Below are 19,923 nucleotides of genomic sequence, written 5' to 3' on the forward strand. Positions count from 1 at the left end.
CTCAGAATACTTTTACACCCATATTTAATAATAATGAGCATTATCTACATGTTACTGGCTATTAGTGTGGTTGTAGCCATCATATTCTTTATCGCCTTTATAGTTTCTGTGAAAAAGGGGCAATATGATGATGTGTACACCCCGTCGGTAAGAATGCTGTTTGATGATGAACTTGTTAAACCCGATCCTGAAAAAAATCAACCTGTCAATAAAGTGAAATCAAGTTAATTATGGAAGTACAGCAATTTTATTACGATAATAAGATCGTAAAGAAATTTATTATTGCCACCATGTTCTGGGGCATTATAGGTATGAGCGTTGGGTTACTGCTCGCCTTCATGTTTATTTTTCCCAATGTGACCGATGGTATCTCCTGGCTTAGCTTTGGAAGATTAAGACCGTTGCATACCAACGCGGTGATCTTTGCTTTTGTGGGGAATGCCATTTTTGCCGGGGTATATTATTCTACTCAGCGTCTTTTAAAAGCAAGGATGTGGAGTGACGCCCTTAGTAATATCAACTTCTGGGGCTGGCAGCTAATAATTATAGGGGCTGCGATAACCTTACCGCTGGGATATACTTCTTCTAAAGAATATGCAGAGCTTGAATGGCCTTTTGATATAGCAATTGCTCTTATCTGGGTTGCGTTCGGAGCTAACCTTATTGGCACCATGATCAAAAGGAGACAGCGCCACTTATATGTAGCGATCTGGTTTTACCTCGCCACATTTGTCACTGTTGCGGTCTTACATATTGTTAATAATATTGAAATTCCAGTTTCGGCGCTTAAGAGTTATTCTTTCTATTCAGGGGTTCAGGATGCGCTGGTGCAATGGTGGTATGGTCATAATGCAGTGGCATTCTTCCTTACTACACCATTCCTTGGATTGATGTATTATTTTGTTCCGAAGGCTGCCAATAGGCCGGTTTATTCATACAGACTTTCGATTATACACTTCTGGTCGCTTATTTTTATCTATATCTGGGCAGGGCCACACCATTTACTGTATACATCTCTTCCAGACTGGGCTCAGAATCTTGGGGTAGCTTTTTCTGTAATGTTGTTATTTCCATCCTGGGGTGGGATGATCAATGGTTTATTAACCTTGCGTGGAGCATGGGATAAAGTGAGAGTAGATCCCGTTTTGAAATTTATGGTAGTGGCGATTACCGGATACGGAATGGCAACTTTCGAGGGTCCAATGCTTTCACTAAAAAATGTAAATGCAATTGCTCATTTTAGTGACTGGATCATTGCTCACGTTCACGTGGGAGCACTTGCCTGGAATGGTTTCTTAACATTCGGAATGATTTACTGGTTAGTACCAAGATTATTCAAAACAAAACTATGGTCCCTGAAACTGGCGAATACACATTTCTGGATTGGAACTCTAGGAATTATAATTTATGCCTTGCCAATGTATGTTGCCGGATTTGTTCAGGCTTCTATGTGGAAACAATTCAATCCAGATGGAACCCTTACTTATGGGAATTTTCTGGAAACGGTAACTCAGATCATCCCGATGTACTGGATGAGAGCGATAGGAGGAAGTTTATATATCCTTGGAGCATTTGTGATGCTTTATAACGTCGTGAAAACTGTGCGCCAGGGTAGCGAAGTGGAAGACGAACTTGCTGAAGCTGCCGCTCTTCAACCTGTAACTAAAAAGAGAACGGCAGGTGAAGCTTATCATAGCTGGTTGGAAAGAAGACCTGTGAAATTAACCATTTTCGCCACTATTGCTATTCTGATTGGAGGTATGGTTCAGATCATTCCATCTTTGATGGTAGATGAATATGTGCCGGTAATCTCCAGTGTAAAACCATATACACCTTTAGAACTGGAGGGACGTGATATTTATATTCGGGAAGGTTGTGTTTCCTGTCACTCACAAATGGTGAGACCTTTTAGAAGTGAGGTAGAGCGATATGGCGAATATTCTAAAGCGGGAGAATATAGATATGATTTCCCATTCTTATGGGGAAGTAAACGAACCGGTCCAGATCTGCACAGGGTTGGTCAGAAATATTCAGATAACTGGCATCTTAACCATATGTATGACCCGCAAAGTACTTCTTCAGGTTCTATTATGCCGGCTTATCAATGGCTGGTGCAGGATGAGCTTGATAAGTCTGATACCGAAGATAAAATGAGAGCGATGCAAACCCTTGGTGTTCCTTATACAGATGAGGAGATCGAGAGAGCCCAGCAATGGATGAATGAACAGGGAGAACAGATCGAAGAAAACCTTTATTCAGATCCAGATTTTGTGACCAGTTATGAAGCCGATAAGAAATATGCGGAAGAGAATGGCCAGGAATTCACTCAAATGCGAGATCGGGAGATCGTAGCTCTAATAGCCTATCTCCAGAGATTGGGTACAGACATCAAGGCTGAGGATTTAAAAGAAGTAACAACTAAATAAAAAATCAGAGACCATGTTGAAATTTGTAAAAGGTCCATTAGAAAGCATTGAAGGGGTAGCGATCTATCCTATCATTTCGCTCTTGATATTCTTCATTTTTTTCACCGCTTTATTCTGGTGGGTATTCACTGCCAAGAAAGATTATATCAAAAAAGTAAGTGATATCCCATTGGAGCTGGAGGATGATAGCATTCTTGAAATTAATCAAAAAGAAAACAGATCATGAAAAAGGTATTTTCAACATTAAGAGTTATAGGGCTTTTGGTTCTGGCTATAGTTCTGGCTGAAGTTACACTGGATACTGGCGATCAACCAATTTATGAAGCATATCCAATAATTTGGTTGATCCTTGGAGTGATCTTATTCATTGGTGTTGCTATAGAAGTATCGGTGGCTGCCCTGGACCGGACTTTATATATGTCTTTAAAACCAGATGCAAGAGCCAGGTATGAAAATGCCATGGCGGTGAAGAAGCAGAATCAGTTTGCCTGGTTTAAGAAGACTTATGATAATTTACTCGATAAAAAACCTATTGAGAAAGAAGAAGAGATCATCCTGGATCATAATTATGATGGTATCAAGGAACTTGATAATAACCTTCCCCCATGGTGGCTTTATGGATTTTATGCTAGTATCATCTTCGCCGGAATCTACCTGGCCAGATATCATGTTTTTGACGGAGCAACGCAGAAGGAAGAATATCTGGTAGAAGTTGCTGAAGCGAAGGCTGCTGTTGAAGCATATAAAAAGAACGCCAAAGGTCTTATCGATGCCAATACCGTAGAGCTTTTAACCGGTGAAGAAGACATTAATGCCGGTAAGGCAATTTTCTCAGGGAACTGTGCAGCCTGCCATAAGATTGACGGTGGTGGTGGGATTGGACCTAACCTAACCGATTCTTACTGGATCCTTGGTGGAGGAATCAAAAATGTTTTCAATACTATTTCTGAAGGTGGACGTGCAGGAAAAGGCATGGTAGCCTGGAAAACCGATTTGAAACCAGAGGAAATGGCTCAGGTGGCAAGCTATGTATTGAGTTTGCATAGCACTACTCCGGCAGATCCTAAGGAACCAGAAGGGGAACTTTGGATAGATCCAGATGCAAGAGTAGATGAGGTTGAGGTGGAAATGGAAGATTCAACTTCTGTGGAGATACAAATGGATTACGAAGAAGCCAAAGAATAAATATTTTGGAAAAGCAGGAGTACGAAAGATTCAGGGATAGTATAGGAACGGTAACCTCCGAGGGAAAACGTTCCTGGGTCTACCCTAAAAAGCCGGAAGGGATATTATATAAATACCGAAAATGGGTAAGTTACATCCTGCTTATTATTCTTGTTGTCTCTCCGTTCATAAAGATCAAAGGAAATCAGTTTCTCATGTTCAATGTGTTGGAACGTAGATTCAATCTTTTCGGTAATATTTTCTGGCCACAGGATTTCTACTTGTTCGTCTTAATGATGTTGATAGGGGTGGTTTTTATTGTTTTATTTACCGTAGCCTTTGGAAGGATATTTTGCGGATGGATCTGTCCGCAAACCATATTTATGGAAATGGTTTTCCGCAGAATAGAATACTGGATAGAGGGCGACAGGGGTAAACAAATAAGACTGGATAAGCAGGAATGGAATGCTGAAAAGATCAGGAAAAAAGGCCTGAAATGGTTCATTTTTTTCATCATTTCCTTTTTGATCGCCAATGTATTTTTGGCGTACCTAATTGGTAGTGACCGGTTGTTACTCTACATAAAAGACGGCCCTCTAGCTCACATTAGCACTCTAATTTCACTATTGATCTTTACAGGTGTGTTTTATTTTGTTTTCGCATGGTTTAGAGAACAGGTGTGTATCATAGCCTGTCCTTACGGAAGGTTGCAGGGAGTTCTCCTGGACAATAAGTCTATAGTGGTTGCCTATGACCATAAACGAGGGGAAAAGGAAAAAGGAAGGGCCAAATTTAAAAAAAAGGAAGACAGGGAGGCGAGCGGTAAAGGTGATTGTATAGATTGTTTCCAATGTGTACAGGTATGCCCAACCGGGATAGATATTAGGAATGGAACACAATTGGAATGTGTGAATTGTACCGCCTGTATAGATGCTTGCAATAAAATGATGGATGCGGTAGATCTTCCACGCGGGCTTATTAGGTATGCGAGTGAAGAAAACATTGAAAAGAAGAAAAAATTCAGATTTACCCCGAGGATCAAAGGCTATGCGGCTGTATTGTTCATTCTGGTCTCTGTGTTATCTGGAATGCTATTCCTTAGGAGTGAGGTGGAGGCGAATATATTAAGACTTCCCGGCCAGCTTTACGAGCACAAGGAGAACAATATTATAAGTAATGTTTATACCTATAAACTAATCAACAAAACTTCAAAGGATTTTGAGGAGGTTCAGTTTAAACTGCTCTCGCATAATGGAGATATAAATACTGTGAAGGGACATACAATCCTTGTCCCGGCAAACGGCTTGGCAGAAGGAACGCTTTTTATTAAAATAAATAGGGCAGCCCTGGAAGAAGAGAAGGATAAACTTAAGATCGCTATTTACAGTGGAGACCGGCTTATTGAAACTACAGGGACTACCTTTTTAGGTCCAAGAAGTTATAAATAGAGATTAGAATGGAGATGTTTAAAAGGCATATTAATATTCAGGCATTCGTGACACAATTATAAAATTACATGTCAGCTGTAGCTTAATCGATGGTTTTTACAAAGCCTGAAGTATAGATTTTAGAATTAAATACCGAAATTATGAAGATCAATTGGGGAACAGGTTTGGTAATAGGGATGGTAGCTTTCATCACTTTCATCATGTATTTTGTAGTGACCATGATGAGTAGCTCAGAGTTTGACCATGACCTGGTTGTTGAAGATTATTATAAAGCAGAGCTACATTACCAGGAAGATATTGATGCTGAAGAAAATGCCCTGGCTTTGGATGGTAAGGTCAGGGTTGAAAAAAGAGGAACAAAATTGGTTGTTTTTTTTCCTGAAATTATCGACCTGAAAAAGATGGACGGTGATGTTAGCCTTTACAGGCCGTCTAATAAGAAACTAGATTTCAGTATTTCTTTTTCTGAAATTAAAAACCGTGAATTCGAGATCCCAGAAGATCTGCTGGTAAAAGGTAGATGGAATGTCAAGGTTACCTGGAAGAACGATGATAAGGACTACCTTTTTAAAAAGGAAATTATATACTAAATGCTACTTTCCGCGCTCATATTTGGTTTATTAGGAAGCTTCCATTGTATAGGGATGTGTGGCCCTATAGCATTCTTGTTACCTCTAGACCGGAATAATAATTTCAAAAAAACCCTGCAGATCTTTCTTTATCATATGGGTCGTCTTTTTTCCTACGGAGTTATAGGCCTGGCATTTGGGATTGTTGGGAAAAGTCTTTCACTATTTGGATTACAGCAGCAGTTATCAATAATTATCGGAATTATAATGTTGCTTTTGGTCCTTATTCCGAAAAAGAAACTGGGTAGATTCAATCCTGAAAATGCCGGTTTTAAGATTGTAATGGACCTCAAGAATTATCTGGGAAAAGAATTGAAAAAGAAAAGCCCTGATACTTTTTTTACGGTTGGTTTTTTAAATGGATTTCTTCCCTGCGGACTTGTTTATCTGGCAGTATTAGGAGCTATTGCTGGAGGAAGTGCTGTACAGGGAAGTTTGTATATGGTAGTTTTTGGTGCTGGAACTATCCCGTTAATGACCAGCGCGATCTGGATAAGTAATATTATTTCTGTAAAAAGCAGAAAATATATTCGCAGGTTAATCCCTGTATTTATAGGTATAATAGCTGTTCTTTTCATACTTAGAGGAATAGGTCTTGGGATTCCTTATGTATCGCCAAAATTACAGACCCAGGAGATTTCATCAGAATTAGATTGCCATAAACCACTACAAATCACAAAATCATAAATATGAAACATCAACTTATACTACCGCTGGTTAACTGGTCGCTGGGGACGGGTATTATATTATTTTTCGGGGTTGTGTGCTTTGCCCTGGTCCTAATCGTAATAGGAATGATTCAAAGCGGTCGGGAAAACGATGAATAGGACGTACGGGAAAACCCGTATTATTAGTCTTTTGTCGAAAAGCTATTTGAAATATAGTTTCCACTTCGTAAATTTATAATGTTGTTAATCGGTAAAAGGATTAGCACGAAGGCTAACTAAATATGCGTTTGTGTATTGGTTAGCCTTTTTTCTTTACCACCGAGTTTATTGGTAAGAAATCTCCTTCTTTAAATTGTTGATATCGTATTAATAAATTGCTTCCAATAATCTATAAAACAGACTCTTGTAACTCTTATAATCCCTAAATTATCAATGATATTACTATTTAAAATTTGAGAATTGGGGCATTTTAAATTTATAATTCTGTTTACCGTTTTTATCATTTTCGGGATTACCGGTAAAGTTATCGGGCAGAATACAAATTCAGTTAAAAGAGTTAAGGCTGTTGAACCATTTATCAAAGCCGAAGAAGTACACATTCAACAAGGGTACGGGGATGATCTCTGGATTACTACCCCCGTGAAAGTTATACGCTACAACTCTATTGAGCTTGAAGATTATAATAAGTTTCGAGGAATTCCTAAAGAGGTCGGGAAAGAATATAGAGCGACCTATACAGATTCAAAAAATCAAACCTGGCTTTCAGGTAACCTGGGAATCGCAGTATTTGATTCAAGAAAGGATGAATTCGAATTTGTTAGCGCTACTACAGGTGCCATTTATGGCATGAAGGAAGATGCAGGCAACCAACTCTGGATAGCTGCTGAAAATGGCATATTTAAACTGAAAGTTGATTCAGATAAACCAGATTTTGAACTCTCCCGGTTCATTTCTGAAAATACTCTTGCAGCTGATATCATCTTATTTCAGAATAAAATAATTTTTGGAGGACCTAATGGTTTATTAACTATAGACAGGCGGTCGGGTAAATTTAATAAAATAGATATGGGATTTTATCAGGATCTGCAAATTAGCAGTCTCCTGGCTATGGAAAATTCAATTCTTATAGGTACTATGAATAGAGGGCTTTATACGCTAACTTCAGATCTAAAGATCTTTAAAAGAGTCTCAACTATTCCCTGGGCTGCTGCTCAAAAAGAGATCTCAGAAATTGAGCGTTTTGAAAATGAAATTATTGTCGCCACCAAAGGTGCAGGTTTATTAAGATTGAAAGAAGACCTAAGCCTAATTGATGATTACCTAACGTATCCAGACAATATCTTTCAGCTGCATTTAAATGATCAAAACCTTTTATGGCTGGTTTCTAATGATGGTCTTTACCTTCAGAATTATTCAGGTTATGTAGTTAATAAACTGAAGAACGATATTACAAAATATTCCAGTCTCGCAGATGATTATGTAACGGCTGCTAAACAGGATTCTAAGGGGAATATATGGTTTGGAACAGGCAAGGGATTAAGTATCTGGAATCCCACCACCGATCGATGGAGACATATGAAAAACCTGAATTATAACCGTGTAATGACAAAGCCCGATGAGATTACAGATTTTGCTTCAATTGGTGAGCATATGTGGGTTGCAACGGCAGATGATGGCGTATATAAGATAAACATCAATACCCTGCTAAGGGCGCATTATTCTGTAAACGCATTAAATAAAATAAAAATTCAGTCAATTACTTCACTTTTTGCTGATGCCGATAATAATATCTGGGTTGGAGGTAAAGATGGATATCTAACCAGGATATCTTCAAATAACCAGATCAAAGAATATCCAATTAGAGATGTTCAGTCCATTGCCGAGCTAGGGCCTAAAAAGGTCATAGTGGCTACAAAATCCAGAGTGCATTCCCTAGATCCATATTCCGGCCGCATTATAGATCTGAAAAAGCTTACGGCAAACGAGGAGCTACTTTATTATTCTATGAATGAAGTGAAGATCACTCGTGAAGGACTAGGCTTGTTTGCAACTAATGGTGCCGGACTTTTAATGTATGATTTTGAATCTGAAGAGGTGAGGATACTTTCAGAAGAAGATGGTTTGCCTTCCAATAATATTACCGGCCTTGAACTGGATTCTGAAGACGGTTACTGGCTAGCTTCAGATAAGGGTCTTGCCTTTTACGAACCAGGAATTAATGAAGTAAAAGTATTCTCAGAATTAAATGGATTAACTACAAATGAACTTACTTCCAATTTTGCCAGGCTTAAGGATGGTTCTCTCGTATTGGGGAGTACTAACGGGGTAAATGTATTCAAGCCAAAAACCATGCTGGCACAACAAGAGTTCAAACCTCGTTTAGAGCTTAAAAATTTATTTCTTCCAAAAGAGAAAGATGCAGACAAAGGAAATATTGCGTTGGAGTCAAAGACTAAAGTTAGTCTCGATGAAGATTCTGGTTTTAGAATAAGCTTTGCCGCAATTTCTCATCTGGATCCAGATTCTATTCAGTATTCATGGAAACTTGAAAGAGTGGATAAAGACTGGACTAAACCTTCTCCATTAACAGCTGCTAATTATTCAAATCTTGCACCTGGGGTATATACCTTTAAAGTAAGATCTAAACTAGCAGGCTCTGCATGGTCTAAACCTCAATCATTAACAATAAATGTCCAGGCTGTTGGAGGTACGGTAAGTAGTGTTTATCTATTTATGGGAGTGAGCATTTTGGCTATGGTAGGGATATTTATTGTAGTATTCATCAAAAGGTCTAAAAGTGCAGATAGAGAGGCACGAGCTGAATTACGAGAGCAACTTAAAAAAGAGTTTAAACAGCCGGTGGAAAGTGCTGTGAAATCTCTCAGTAAGATCTCTGCAGGAGCTGAGCAAGGTAATACCGAAGATCTACAAAGGTTTGCCGCGAGATTTGATGATCTGTTCAATCAGATCCTCAATTTCAATTATCAGGGATCTGTGTATGAAATCTCAAAGATCGATCTGCATAAACATATCAAGCAGATGGTTAAAGATATTGAGCCTATCTATAAGATGAAAGATCTTGAAGTAATTGTAAATGACCAATGGGGCGATTCAGAATTCTATTATAACAGGGAAATGCTGGATAAGGTTTTTTATAGCCTGATATCGGGAAGCACTGGGTATTCGCTCAAGAATGGTAAGCTCATTGTTAATATTATAGAAACCAGCGTTGGAGATCTTAAGATCCAGATAACCGATAATGGCCGTGGCATACCCGAAAATGATATTAAGGTGCTTGAAAAGAAAAGATCGCTAAACAACGGGCCTGGCATAAGAGACAGAAGTGGTTTAAGATATATTATAAAGGCAAAAGAATTGCTCGCTTCTACCGGCGGAAGTTTCAGTTACGAGACCGAAAAGAATGAAGGCTCAACTTTTACTGCAGTTCTTAAGAGCAAAAAAGAAGATTATAGAAAAATTCCTGAACGTGCAGCGAATATTTTAAAAGCACAGACGACTAAGTCTTCGCAGAAAGAGGATGCTCCTGCAAATAATAATTTAAGCGAGAGCAAAATCCTTATTATCGAGAATGACAATAAAACCAGGGAATTGCTTGTAAATAGTATTGGTAAATACTGCCAGATCTATCAGGCGGTAAATGCTGAAGAAGGCATGGAAAAGGCGGGTATGATCTTCCCGGATATCATTGTTTCGGCAACCGTGCTGCCAGATATGAATGCCATTCAACTTTCTAAAATGCTAAAGAGTAATATTGGGCTTAATCATATCAATATATTTCTAATGGCAGAAGTGAGCCAGATATTTGATGAAATTCAGTTGGATGAGACCACCGAGGTGATAAATAAACCTATTGATATAAATCAATTATTAGATAGGATCAATAAAATTCTTGGTTGGCAGAAGGATCTGAGAGATTCTTATGTAAAAGCGCATGTGGAACACGCTGAGGTAAAATTTAGAAGTAAGAAAGATGAAAAATTCATCCTCGCACTTACAGATCTTGTTATCCAGAATATTAAAAATGAGAATTTTTCTGTTCATGAACTGAGTGCTGCTGTAGGCATAAGCAGTAATTCCTTATTCATGAAACTGAAGAGTATCGTGAATCTTTCTCCTCAGGATTTTATGGAATTCACCAGGCTTAATTACGCGAGAGATCTTACAGAACATACCGATATGAATGTGATGGAGATCGCTTATAAATCTGGATTTTCAAGTCCTAAATTGTTTTACAGCTCCTTCAAGAAATTTTTTGGATACGGTCTTGCAGAATCTATGCAGGATAAACCATAGTCACTAATGCCCTGACAAAAATTAGCCTGTCTGGATTTCTCCAGACAGGCTAATTAATTTTAGATAAAATCTTTTTATCCTACGAGGTGGAGTTCACCAAAATCTTTATCAATGATCATCGATTGCTCTTCTGCATTGAACTGAAGATTCTCTAATGGAATTTCTTCATTCTCATAGTAAACTCTTTTAATATCGAATGGAAGACCATGCAGCTTTAATCTAAAGCTGGTGTAAGAAGCAGAATATTTTCCACTTTTATGTTGCTGAAGAATGATCTCATTTTCTTTACCAGTAAGCTTAAAAGTTCGCAGGCTGTATATATTCTGACGATATTCATAGCCGTCGTGAGCATCTTCATAGAACTCAGAATTTTCCTTTCCAAGTTTATAGTAAAGATCAAGGGTCATTTGCTCGATTTGAATTTCATCTACATATTGCTGAACTGGATATTTTGGAATAACGGCACCTTCTTTTATGTAAATTGGAATAATGTCTAAGGGTGCATCTACCCACATTTCCTTGCCACCCTGTACATGCTTATCTGTCCAGAAGTTGTACCATTTTCCACGTGGAATATACATTCTTCTTCCCTGTACGTTAGGTTCCTGAACCGGGCAAACCAGGATCTGATTTCCGAAGATGAATTCATCGGCTCTGTAATGTGTTTGCACATCTTCCTGATCAAAATATACCAGTGGCTTTAGTATAGGAATTCCTTCCTGTACATAGTTATAGAATGCTGTATATAAGTAAGGCAGTAATTGATATCTTAACTCTACATATTTTCTTGAAATATCCAGGACTTCTTCTCCAAAGAACCATGGTTCCTGTTCTCCGTGATCTCCTGACGAGTGCACACGGCAGAATGGATGGAAAATTCCCAGTTGCAACCACCTGGTATAAAGTTCTCCCGAAGGTTGCTCAGCAAAACCTCCAATATCAGATCCCGAGAAGCTCATACCGCTCATGCATAACCTTTGAATCTGGATATTTGCCAGCCATAAATGTTCCCAGGTCGCTACGTTGTCTCCAGTCCAGGTGGACGTATATCTTTGCCCTCCGGAATAATTGGCTCTGGTGATGATAAAAGGTCTTTTGGGGAAATTGTATTTTTTCACACCTTCATAGGTCGCACGGGCCATTTGCATTCCGTAGATATTATGAGCTTTACGGTGACTGCATCGGTGGCCATCATAATCATGACGTACATCTAAAGGGAACGTTTTTCCCGGAACCTCCATTACGGCAGGTTCATTCATATCGTTCCAGACTCCTTTTACCCCTATATCGCCAATAAGTTCCCGGTAAAGTCCGCTCCACCATTCACGTACCTCGGGATTGGTGAAATCTGGGAAATAACATTCTCCAGGCCAGACCTTACCGCGCATGTACGGACCATCTGCTCTTCGGCAGAAATAATCTTTATCCAGAGCTTCTTTGAAAATATCGTAACTAAGGTCAATTTTTATCCCCGGATCAATGATCGCTACGGTCTTAAATCCGTCTGCTTCCAGTTCAGCAACCATTCTTTTTGGATCTGGAAAATATTCCTTATTCCAGGTAAAACACCTGAAACCATCCATATAATCTATATCCAGGTATATGGCATCACAAGGAAAGTTTAATTCCCTGAATTTAGATGTGATCTCCTTAACCTTACTTTCCGGGTAATAACTCCATTTACACTGGTGAAAACCAAGCGCCCACATTGGTGGTAGTTCCGGTTTTCCTGTAAGATCTGTATAGGTAGTTAAAACGTCATTCATTTCTGGCCCGTAGATGAAGTAGTAATTCATTTCTCCCCCATCTGCCCAGAAACTGGTAACATTTCTCCTTTCAGCACAAAAATCAAAATGCGTTTTAAAAGTATTGTCGAAAAAGATCCCGTAAGACATATTATTATGTAATCCCATGTAATATGGAACCGCCTTATAAAGTTCAGTAGTATCCTTTCCGTAGGCATACTGGTCTGTATTCCATAAACTGAGTCTTTTTCCTTTTAAATTGAAGTTGGTTGGTTTATCTCCAAGTCCGAAGAAGTTTTCCTGGTCTTTGGAAGATTTACTCATTTTTACAAAATTCCCCCCAAATTCGAAACTTTCTTCCCAGTGGAAACCTAGTTCATCTTCAAGTATGGGCTTCCCGTTGAGGTTATACATGCCTACTCGAATATCATCCCGCGCAACTTTACAGATGAATTTTTCTGTAGTGATCACAATATGGGTTTCTGTTTCTTCAACCTTCAATTGATTAAAACCATGTGGATGATTTTCATCAACGGCATAAGAAAAATCATGTCCGAAAATTCCAGTAGTGGAATATCGAAGCCGAAGCATATTGTCACGAAGTACCTGAATAAGCAATCGCACTCCATTTTTTGTAATAAAACTTATAGAATCCTGGTCGTGTTCAAAAGATATTAAACTGGTGGGATAGAGATTCCCTTTATGTTCTAGTTCTGTATTGGTAATCATAGTCTTACAATCTTTTTTAAGAAGTACAAAAGAAGCTTATTCTCCTGAATTTTTATTTAGTTGTTTATAAAATTTCAAAAACAACAGTGCCTAAAGGTGGAATAGATATTTTCGCAGAATAGTCTTTTCCATGAAAGGAATTTTTTTCGATTTTCACAGGTTTATTGCGCATTCCGGAGCCCCAGTATTTTTTGTCATCAGAGTTGAAAACCTCCTTTAATTTACCTTTTGAGGGCAGTCCTAAACTATAATCTTTTAGAACTGTAGGTGTGAAATTACATACAATTACAAGCGTGTCTTTTGGATCATTACCTTTTCTTAGATAACTCAACACCGAATTCTGACTGTCATCATAAGCGATCCATTCAAAACCTTCAGCAGAGAATTGCTTCTCATGAAGTGCTGGTCTGGATTTATACAGTTTATTAAGATCTGTAAGTGCTTTTTTGATTCCCTGATGGGGTTCATGTTCCAATAAATGCCAGTCTAAGCTGGTGTTGTAATTCCACTCTTCATATTGTCCAATTTCAGCTCCCATAAAAAGCAATTTTGCTCCGGGATGTGTATACATATATGAATAGAGCAATCTTAAATTGGCAAATCTTTGCCATTCATCACCCGGCATTCTTCCCAAAAGGGATTTCTTACCATAAACTACTTCATCATGACTTAATGGTAGCGCAAAATTCTCAGTAAAGGTATAGGTCATACTGAAACTGATATCATTATGATGATGTTGTCTGTAAATAGGATCTTTTTTAAAATACTCCAGCGTATCGTGCATCCAGCCCATCATCCATTTCATGCCAAAACCAAGACCTCCAAGGTCTACAGGTTTCGAAACCATTGGGAATGAGGTAGATTCTTCAGCTATCGTCTGTACGCCTTCAAAACTCCTGTAGACTTCGGTATTTAGATCGCGAACAAAACTTATAGCATCCAGGTTCTCCCTGCCGCCATGCTCATTTGGTTCCCATTCTCCATCCTCTCTTGAATAATCCAGGTAAAGCATCGAAGCTACAGCATCTACACGTAGACCATCTACATGATATTTGTCCAGCCAGAAAATAGCATTACTAATTAAGAAAGAACGAACCTCGTTTCTTCCGTAGTTGAAAATAAGGCTCTTCCAATCTGGATGATATCCTTTTCTTGGGTCGGGATGTTCATAAAGATGTGAGCCATCAAACATTCCCAGACCATGTTTGTCTTCTGGAAAATGGGAGGGAACCCAATCCAGGATAACTCCAATACCTGCCTTATGAAAAGCATCCATAAGCTCCATGAATTCCTGTGGAGTTCCAAATCTTGAAGTGGGAGCAAAATAACCGGTTAGTTGATAACCCCAGGACGGATCATAAGGGTATTCCATAATTGGCATGAACTCCACGTGGGTAAATTCCATTTCCTTAACATAGGAAACCAGCTCATCTGCCATTTCAGAATATGTAAGCGAACGATGCTCATCCATATTCTTTCTCCAGGAACTTAAATGAACCTCGTAAATTGAATATGGCTTATCCAGCCCATTGATATCTTTTCTTTTAGAGATGTATTTTTTGTCTTTCCATTTATAGTCCAGATCCCAGACTATAGAAGCTGTATTTGGTGGATGTTCACACTTAAGAGCATAAGGATCTGCCTTTTCCAGGTTCATGTCATTATTGTTAGACTGAATCTTGTATTTATATTTTGCGCCTTTTTCTACTCCCGGAATAAATCCTTCCCAGATGCCGCTTTCGTCCCATCTAACATTCAATGGATGTTCCCCTTCCAGCCAGTAATTAAAATCTCCAATGACTGAGACCGATTTGGCCGTTGGAGCCCAAACCGCGAAATAAACTCCTTTCTCACCGTTCACTTCCATTATATGGGCGCCAAATTTTTCATACAGGCGGTAATGTTTACCTGCTTTAAAAAGGGAAATATCGAAATCTGAAAATAAAGAGTGTACCTGTACTTCTTTTTTCATAGTTGGTTTTAGTTTTTCTTATTCTTTAAAATACTGGCTATTCCTCTTAAAGGGATTATTGTCCAGCGTGGTCTGGAATTCAACTCATATCCTAATTCGTAAACCGCTTTTTCCAGAAGGCAATAATCAAGTAAAAATTCTATTTCTTGTTTATAGCCTATGTTAAGATTTTCGGTTTGTACTTTTTGAACATAAGTTTCCATAAAAACCCCTATCATAAATTTATAAAGTACTTCTCCTGCCTGGAACATTTCTTCCTGTGATGTAGCAAAGCTTCCATCATTGTTAAAGATGGTTGAATATATAGCATAATGGAATGATCTGAACATTCCTGCTACATCTTTTAATGGGGGTTGTTTTACTTTTCTATCCTGGATCGTACTTTCGGGTTCTCCTTCAAAATCCAGCAAATAGAAATCATCGTGATCTACCAGGACCTGTCCCAGGTGGTAGTCACCGTGTATCCTGATACGCTCACTTTTCATCTTGGTCCAGTTGAAATTGAGAAAATGTTCCCTGATCTCTTTTTTCTTATCCAGGAACTCATTGGCGAGTTTCAACGCTTCACCATCAAGTTTATGCATGTTATTCTCGATCGTATTCAGGCGATTCTGAAACATATAAATAAGCCTGTTCTTCAGCCATACAGCATAGTCACCATTATACTTTGTAGGAGTAAAGGCTGTGTCTTGCATATCACTTCCTAGGGCAATATGCATTTCTGCAGTTCTTAACGCAAGTTTTGAGACTTTCAGGAAAATATTCAATCCTGCAAAATCTATAATTTCAGGAGGGATGGTATTAATAGGTTGTCGCTGGTATAATGGTATGTTTGGAAGCTTGCTTACGTTTATCTTCTTTTTTTCAAGATTGGTGTAAACAGACTTTAATTCCTGCAACATATATTTCCATGCATCCCCATTATTTTCTAATAATTCCTGCATTAATGAGAGGGTGATCGTATCCCCATTGTCCAGTGCCAGATTGATGCTTCCCACGTAAGCCGGAGTATTCTTGAAATTACTTTTTTCAGTCAGGAATCTGCTAATTTCATAATCGGGATTTTTACTGGTATAGATCCTTCTGAAAAACTTCATTACATAATTATCATTATAGATAATTGAAGTATTGCTCTGTTCTCCTCCCATAAATCTGGAAGATTTGTATTTAGAAGGTTTAAGGGTTTCAGACCTGTGAAAAATAACTTTGGAGTCCTCTTCCTGCTCTACAGTATAATTCATGATCTTATCAAAGACCAGTTGACGAAAATCTTCAATGTGAATTGCATCAATTAAATATCCCTGTTCACCTTGAAAAGTAACCTGTGCGATAACCGTATTCGTCTCCAGTTTTTCTTTTTCTTCAACTATAAAACTTAGTGGAATGAAATAATCCTGGAAGAATGCTTCACTAAAATTAATTTCAATCAACACTCCGTAAAAAGTATTTTTATCTGAACTTAATTTTCCGTGATCTACAACATCTATATATTTAAGAGTACTTGATTTTCCGGCATACCAGCGCTTTTTCAGAATGTAATTCTCAAGGATCTCTGTACTGAAAGTCTTGATGAATTCCGGATCTTCAAATGCAGTATCCCAGGTACATTTAAACTGAAAATCTGATGTATTTATTACTGGCTTAGCCTTTTTTGACATACTCTTAATTTTTATGGATTTTGAATAGGTGAAATGGCATACCCGGATGTAACTCTATAAAACACCATTCCTGATCCCAATGGTATGAATTACCGGTAATCAAATCTTCTACAGTAATAGATTGACCGAAATCAAGTCCCAGTTCGTGCCTCGGAACTTTTACTGAAGCTTGCTTGGAATAATGAGGATCCAGACTTACGACCATTAAAGTATGATTTTCCCTTGCCTGATCATATTTGTAATAAGCCATCATGCCCTCGTCATGTATCTCGCAAAATTGAATATTATTGGTCTGTTGTAAAGAAGTATTATCCTTTCTCGCCTGGTTGATCTTGGTAATTACCCGCATCAACTTATTTTCTGCATTCCAGTCCCAATGCCGTAACTGGTATTTTTCTGAATCGTAATATTCCTCTTTTCCAGGTACCGCGTCTGAGATCATAAACTCGAATACAGGTCCATATATTCCTGTATTGGAGCTTAAGGTCGCTGCCAGGAAATATCTTATCATATACATGGATTCGTTTGCTCCTTGCAGGTGAAAAGGATTAATATCTGGGGTATTTGGCCAGAAATTAGGCCGGAAGTATTCCTTTAGATCTGTTTTAGTAAGTTCATTTACATATTGGGTCAACTCCTGTTTACTGTTACGCCAGGTAAAATAAGTGTATGATTGAGTGAACCCCTGTTTTGCCAGTTGTTCCATGATCTTTGGCCTGGTAAAGGCTTCAGAAAGGAATAAAATGTCAGGATGTTTTTTCTTTACTTCGGCTATGAGCCAACCCCAGAAATAGAATGGTTTTGTGTGTGGATTGTCAACCCTGAAGATCTTAATTCCTACTTCTTCGATCCAGTACAATACAATATCCCTAAACTCTGACCACATTTTTTTCCATTCTTCAGATTCAAAATATATAGGGAGTATATCCTGATATTTTTTAGGCGGGTTTTCAGCATATTGTATACTGCCATCTGGCCGCCATTTGAACCATTTTGGGTGTTGCTTTACATAGGGATGATCTGGTGCGGCCTGTAGCGCAAAATCCATGGCAACTTCAATTCCAAGGTCCTTTGCTTTATTTACGAGGGATTTAAATTCTTTAAGTTTTCCAAGTTTCGGGTGAATATCTCGATGTCCGCCTTTTTTCGAACCAATTCCCCATGGTGAACCCACATCACCCTGAGCAGCATCTGTCGCGTTGTTTTTTCCTTTACGGTTTACCTCACCTATTGGATGAATAGGAGGGAAGTATAATACGTCGAAACCCATTTCTGAAATTCGAGGGAGAATGCGTTCACAATCCCTAAAAGTTCCATGTTTATTTTCTTCAGAAGAAGATGAGCGCGGGAAGAACTCATACCAGGTACTAAACCTGGCCTTTGGTCGATCTACGTACACCGGTATTTTTTGAGATTTATAAGGAACTGCTTTTACTGGATACTTTATAAAGATGTTTTCAAGTTCCCTGTCTAGACAAATACTAACTGCTTCTTCATATTTTTCCCTGTCGCTAAATGAGGTTATTGCCCGTTTTACCAGTTCCGACTCAGATTTAGTGCAATTCTTAAGAATAGGTTTTAGAAGTTCTGCTCCTTCCAGTAATTCTGAATGTACTTGCTGCCCGTCCTCTATTTTTTTAATAATACCATGCCTCCAGTTTAGACCATGATCTTCCCATCCCTGTATATAATATTCGTACTCACCCTGGGTCTCTACAGTAAAAACGCCATTCCAGTTATCATTAACCGTTGGATTCATCCGGGATTCATCCCAGCGACGTTGGTTTTTAGATTTAAAAAAAATAGAGGCCTGAATTATATCATGGCCATCTCCCAATATATCTGCGTTTACGTCTACAACTTCACCTGTTACCCTTTTTACCGCATAGTCTCCACAGTTAATACTAGGTGTAATATTCTCAATAACAATTCTGCTTTTTTCCAGCATACGGGTCTTGTTTTTTATAGTTCTTGATTAACCAGAATCTTAAATTTAATAAACTGATTTCGAAAATCATTCTAATTTGTAAACTTGTTTAATTTTTTGACAATTAATTAAGTTTTAGGGGTTTATAATTTCAATGTTCGAATCAAAAGCTTGGTGAATTCATTAAAAATTAAGAATTTAGAGTGGCCTCTTTTCAATATAAAGAATAAACCAATCAAATTTTACACATATGAAAATCAGTAAATTAAGTTTGTTAGCGTTTAGATCTTTCTTTTTAATTCTTCTGAGTGTTCTAATTTTTTCATGTCAGGATAAAGAGAAGAAAAAAGGGGAAGATCAAAGTGAAGAGGCTTCTGCAACCAAAGTAGAAGAAAAGGAAGATTCTAAAAATCAGCTGATGAGTATAGTCACCTCTGCCATGGAATTTAAAACAAAAGATAAGTGGCATTCTGGCTGGACAACGATTAGATACAAGAATAATTCTAATGAAACCCATTTTATTCTTTTCGACAAGTATCCTGAAGGTAAGACGATAGAGGATGCTGAAAAAGAGGTTGGGCCACCTTTTCAAAAAGGGATGGACCTTATCAATGAAGGTAAATTGGAAGAGGCTAATGCCGAATTTGGGAAGCTACCAGAATGGTTTCAGGAAGTTGAATTTACAGGAGGAGTAGGTTTAATAGCACCAAAAAGTACTGCTCAATCTACGATCTTTCTGGAGCCTGGAACTTACGTTATAGAATGTTATGTAAAAATGGCAAATGGAGTTTTTCATAATACCCAGGGAATGGCTAAACAAATTGATGTTGTTGAAGCTGAAAGCGATAAATCTGAACCGCCCCAGGTAGATTATACAATTTCTATCAATGCAACAGATGGAATTGTTTTAGATGAAAATGTATCCGCAGGAAAGAAAACTTTTGAAGTAAATTTTGGTGAGCAGAAATTACATGAAAATTTTGTGATGCATGATGTACATTTAGTTTGGGTAGATCAGGGAGCTGATATGACTGCACTTAATAACTGGATGAACTGGACAGATCCCAAAGGATTGCAAACTCCATCACCTCAAGGATTTAAATTTTTAGGAGGAATGCAGGAAATGAGAGCTGGTAAAAAAGGCTATTTTACGGTAGATTTAAGGCCCGGAGAATATGCATTGATCTCTGAAGTACCAGATCCTGAAGGTAAAGGTTTGCTTAAAACATTCAGTGTAAAGTAA

General features: G+C 38.2%; 13 protein-coding genes. 9 read left to right on the forward strand and 4 right to left on the reverse strand.

Features of this window, described 5'->3' with window-relative positions; genetic code table 11:
- Positions 1-33 precede the first annotated feature (33 nt).
- The 8 genes from ccoS to G530_RS0114645 all read left to right on the forward strand — a co-directional run bounded on the left by ccoS (position 34) and on the right by G530_RS0114645 (position 10,649).
- The gene (gene ccoS / locus G530_RS0114610) at positions 34-228 is read left to right on the forward strand and encodes a cbb3-type cytochrome oxidase assembly protein CcoS (RefSeq protein ID WP_026935234.1); all 195 of its coding nucleotides are present in this window, start codon (positions 34-36) and stop codon (positions 226-228) included.
- Positions 229-230: 2 nt separating this feature from the next.
- A complete protein-coding gene (gene ccoN / locus G530_RS0114615) occupies positions 231-2,426 on the forward strand; it encodes a cytochrome-c oxidase, cbb3-type subunit I (RefSeq protein WP_026935235.1) in 2,196 nt (731 codons plus the stop codon).
- 13 nt (positions 2,427-2,439) lie between these two features.
- A complete protein-coding gene (locus tag G530_RS0114620; protein ID WP_026935236.1) occupies positions 2,440-2,652 on the forward strand; it encodes a cytochrome c oxidase subunit IV in 213 nt (70 codons plus the stop codon).
- Positions 2,649-3,611, forward strand: a complete 963-nt coding sequence (locus G530_RS17075; protein WP_035716567.1) for a cbb3-type cytochrome c oxidase N-terminal domain-containing protein — start codon at positions 2,649-2,651, stop codon at positions 3,609-3,611. Before G530_RS0114620 ends, G530_RS17075 begins: the two co-directional genes overlap by 4 nt.
- 5 nt (positions 3,612-3,616) lie before the next feature.
- Entirely contained in the window at positions 3,617-5,038 is a 1,422-nt protein-coding gene (ccoG, locus tag G530_RS0114630) for a cytochrome c oxidase accessory protein CcoG (protein WP_026935237.1), read from the forward strand.
- Positions 5,039-5,178: 140 nt separating this feature from the next.
- Positions 5,179-5,628, forward strand: coding sequence for a FixH family protein (locus tag G530_RS0114635; RefSeq protein ID WP_026935238.1), 450 nt, complete (start codon positions 5,179-5,181; stop codon positions 5,626-5,628).
- On the forward strand, positions 5,629-6,354 hold the full coding sequence (locus tag G530_RS0114640) for a sulfite exporter TauE/SafE family protein (RefSeq protein ID WP_026935239.1): 726 nt from the start codon (positions 5,629-5,631) through the stop codon (positions 6,352-6,354).
- A gap of 440 nt (positions 6,355-6,794) precedes the next feature.
- Positions 6,795-10,649 (forward strand): triple tyrosine motif-containing protein, encoded by a 3,855-nt coding sequence (locus tag G530_RS0114645; protein ID WP_026935240.1) that lies wholly within the window; start codon positions 6,795-6,797, stop codon positions 10,647-10,649.
- A 74-nt stretch (positions 10,650-10,723) separates the two neighbouring features.
- Here the strand turns inward: G530_RS0114645 and G530_RS0114650 are convergent, their stop codons facing one another.
- From G530_RS0114650 to G530_RS0114665, 4 genes are all read right to left on the reverse strand, one after another.
- Entirely contained in the window at positions 10,724-13,123 is a 2,400-nt protein-coding gene (locus G530_RS0114650) for a glycoside hydrolase family 31 protein (RefSeq protein WP_026935241.1), read from the reverse strand.
- A 64-nt stretch (positions 13,124-13,187) separates the two neighbouring features.
- Positions 13,188-15,095: a 1,4-alpha-glucan branching protein GlgB gene (gene glgB, locus G530_RS0114655; protein ID WP_026935242.1), complete on the reverse strand. Its 1,908-nt coding sequence runs from the start codon at positions 15,093-15,095 to the stop codon at positions 13,188-13,190.
- A gap of 8 nt (positions 15,096-15,103) precedes the next feature.
- Complete coding sequence (locus G530_RS0114660; protein WP_026935243.1) at positions 15,104-16,753, reverse strand: maltokinase N-terminal cap-like domain-containing protein; 1,650 nt, start codon at positions 16,751-16,753, stop codon at positions 15,104-15,106.
- Between the two features lie 4 nt (positions 16,754-16,757).
- Positions 16,758-18,701 carry an alpha-1,4-glucan--maltose-1-phosphate maltosyltransferase gene (locus G530_RS0114665; protein WP_026935244.1) on the reverse strand — a complete coding sequence of 648 codons (1,944 nt, stop codon included), beginning with the start codon at positions 18,699-18,701 and terminating at the stop codon, positions 16,758-16,760.
- A gap of 229 nt (positions 18,702-18,930) precedes the next feature.
- Here G530_RS0114665 and G530_RS0114670 point away from each other — a divergent pair, with 229 nt between their 5' ends.
- Positions 18,931-19,923 carry a hypothetical protein gene (locus G530_RS0114670; protein ID WP_026935245.1) on the forward strand — a complete coding sequence of 331 codons (993 nt, stop codon included), beginning with the start codon at positions 18,931-18,933 and terminating at the stop codon, positions 19,921-19,923.

The sequence above is a fragment of the Christiangramia echinicola DSM 19838 genome (genome assembly GCF_000423065.1).
In the GTDB taxonomy this organism is placed as follows: domain Bacteria; phylum Bacteroidota; class Bacteroidia; order Flavobacteriales; family Flavobacteriaceae; genus Christiangramia; species Christiangramia echinicola.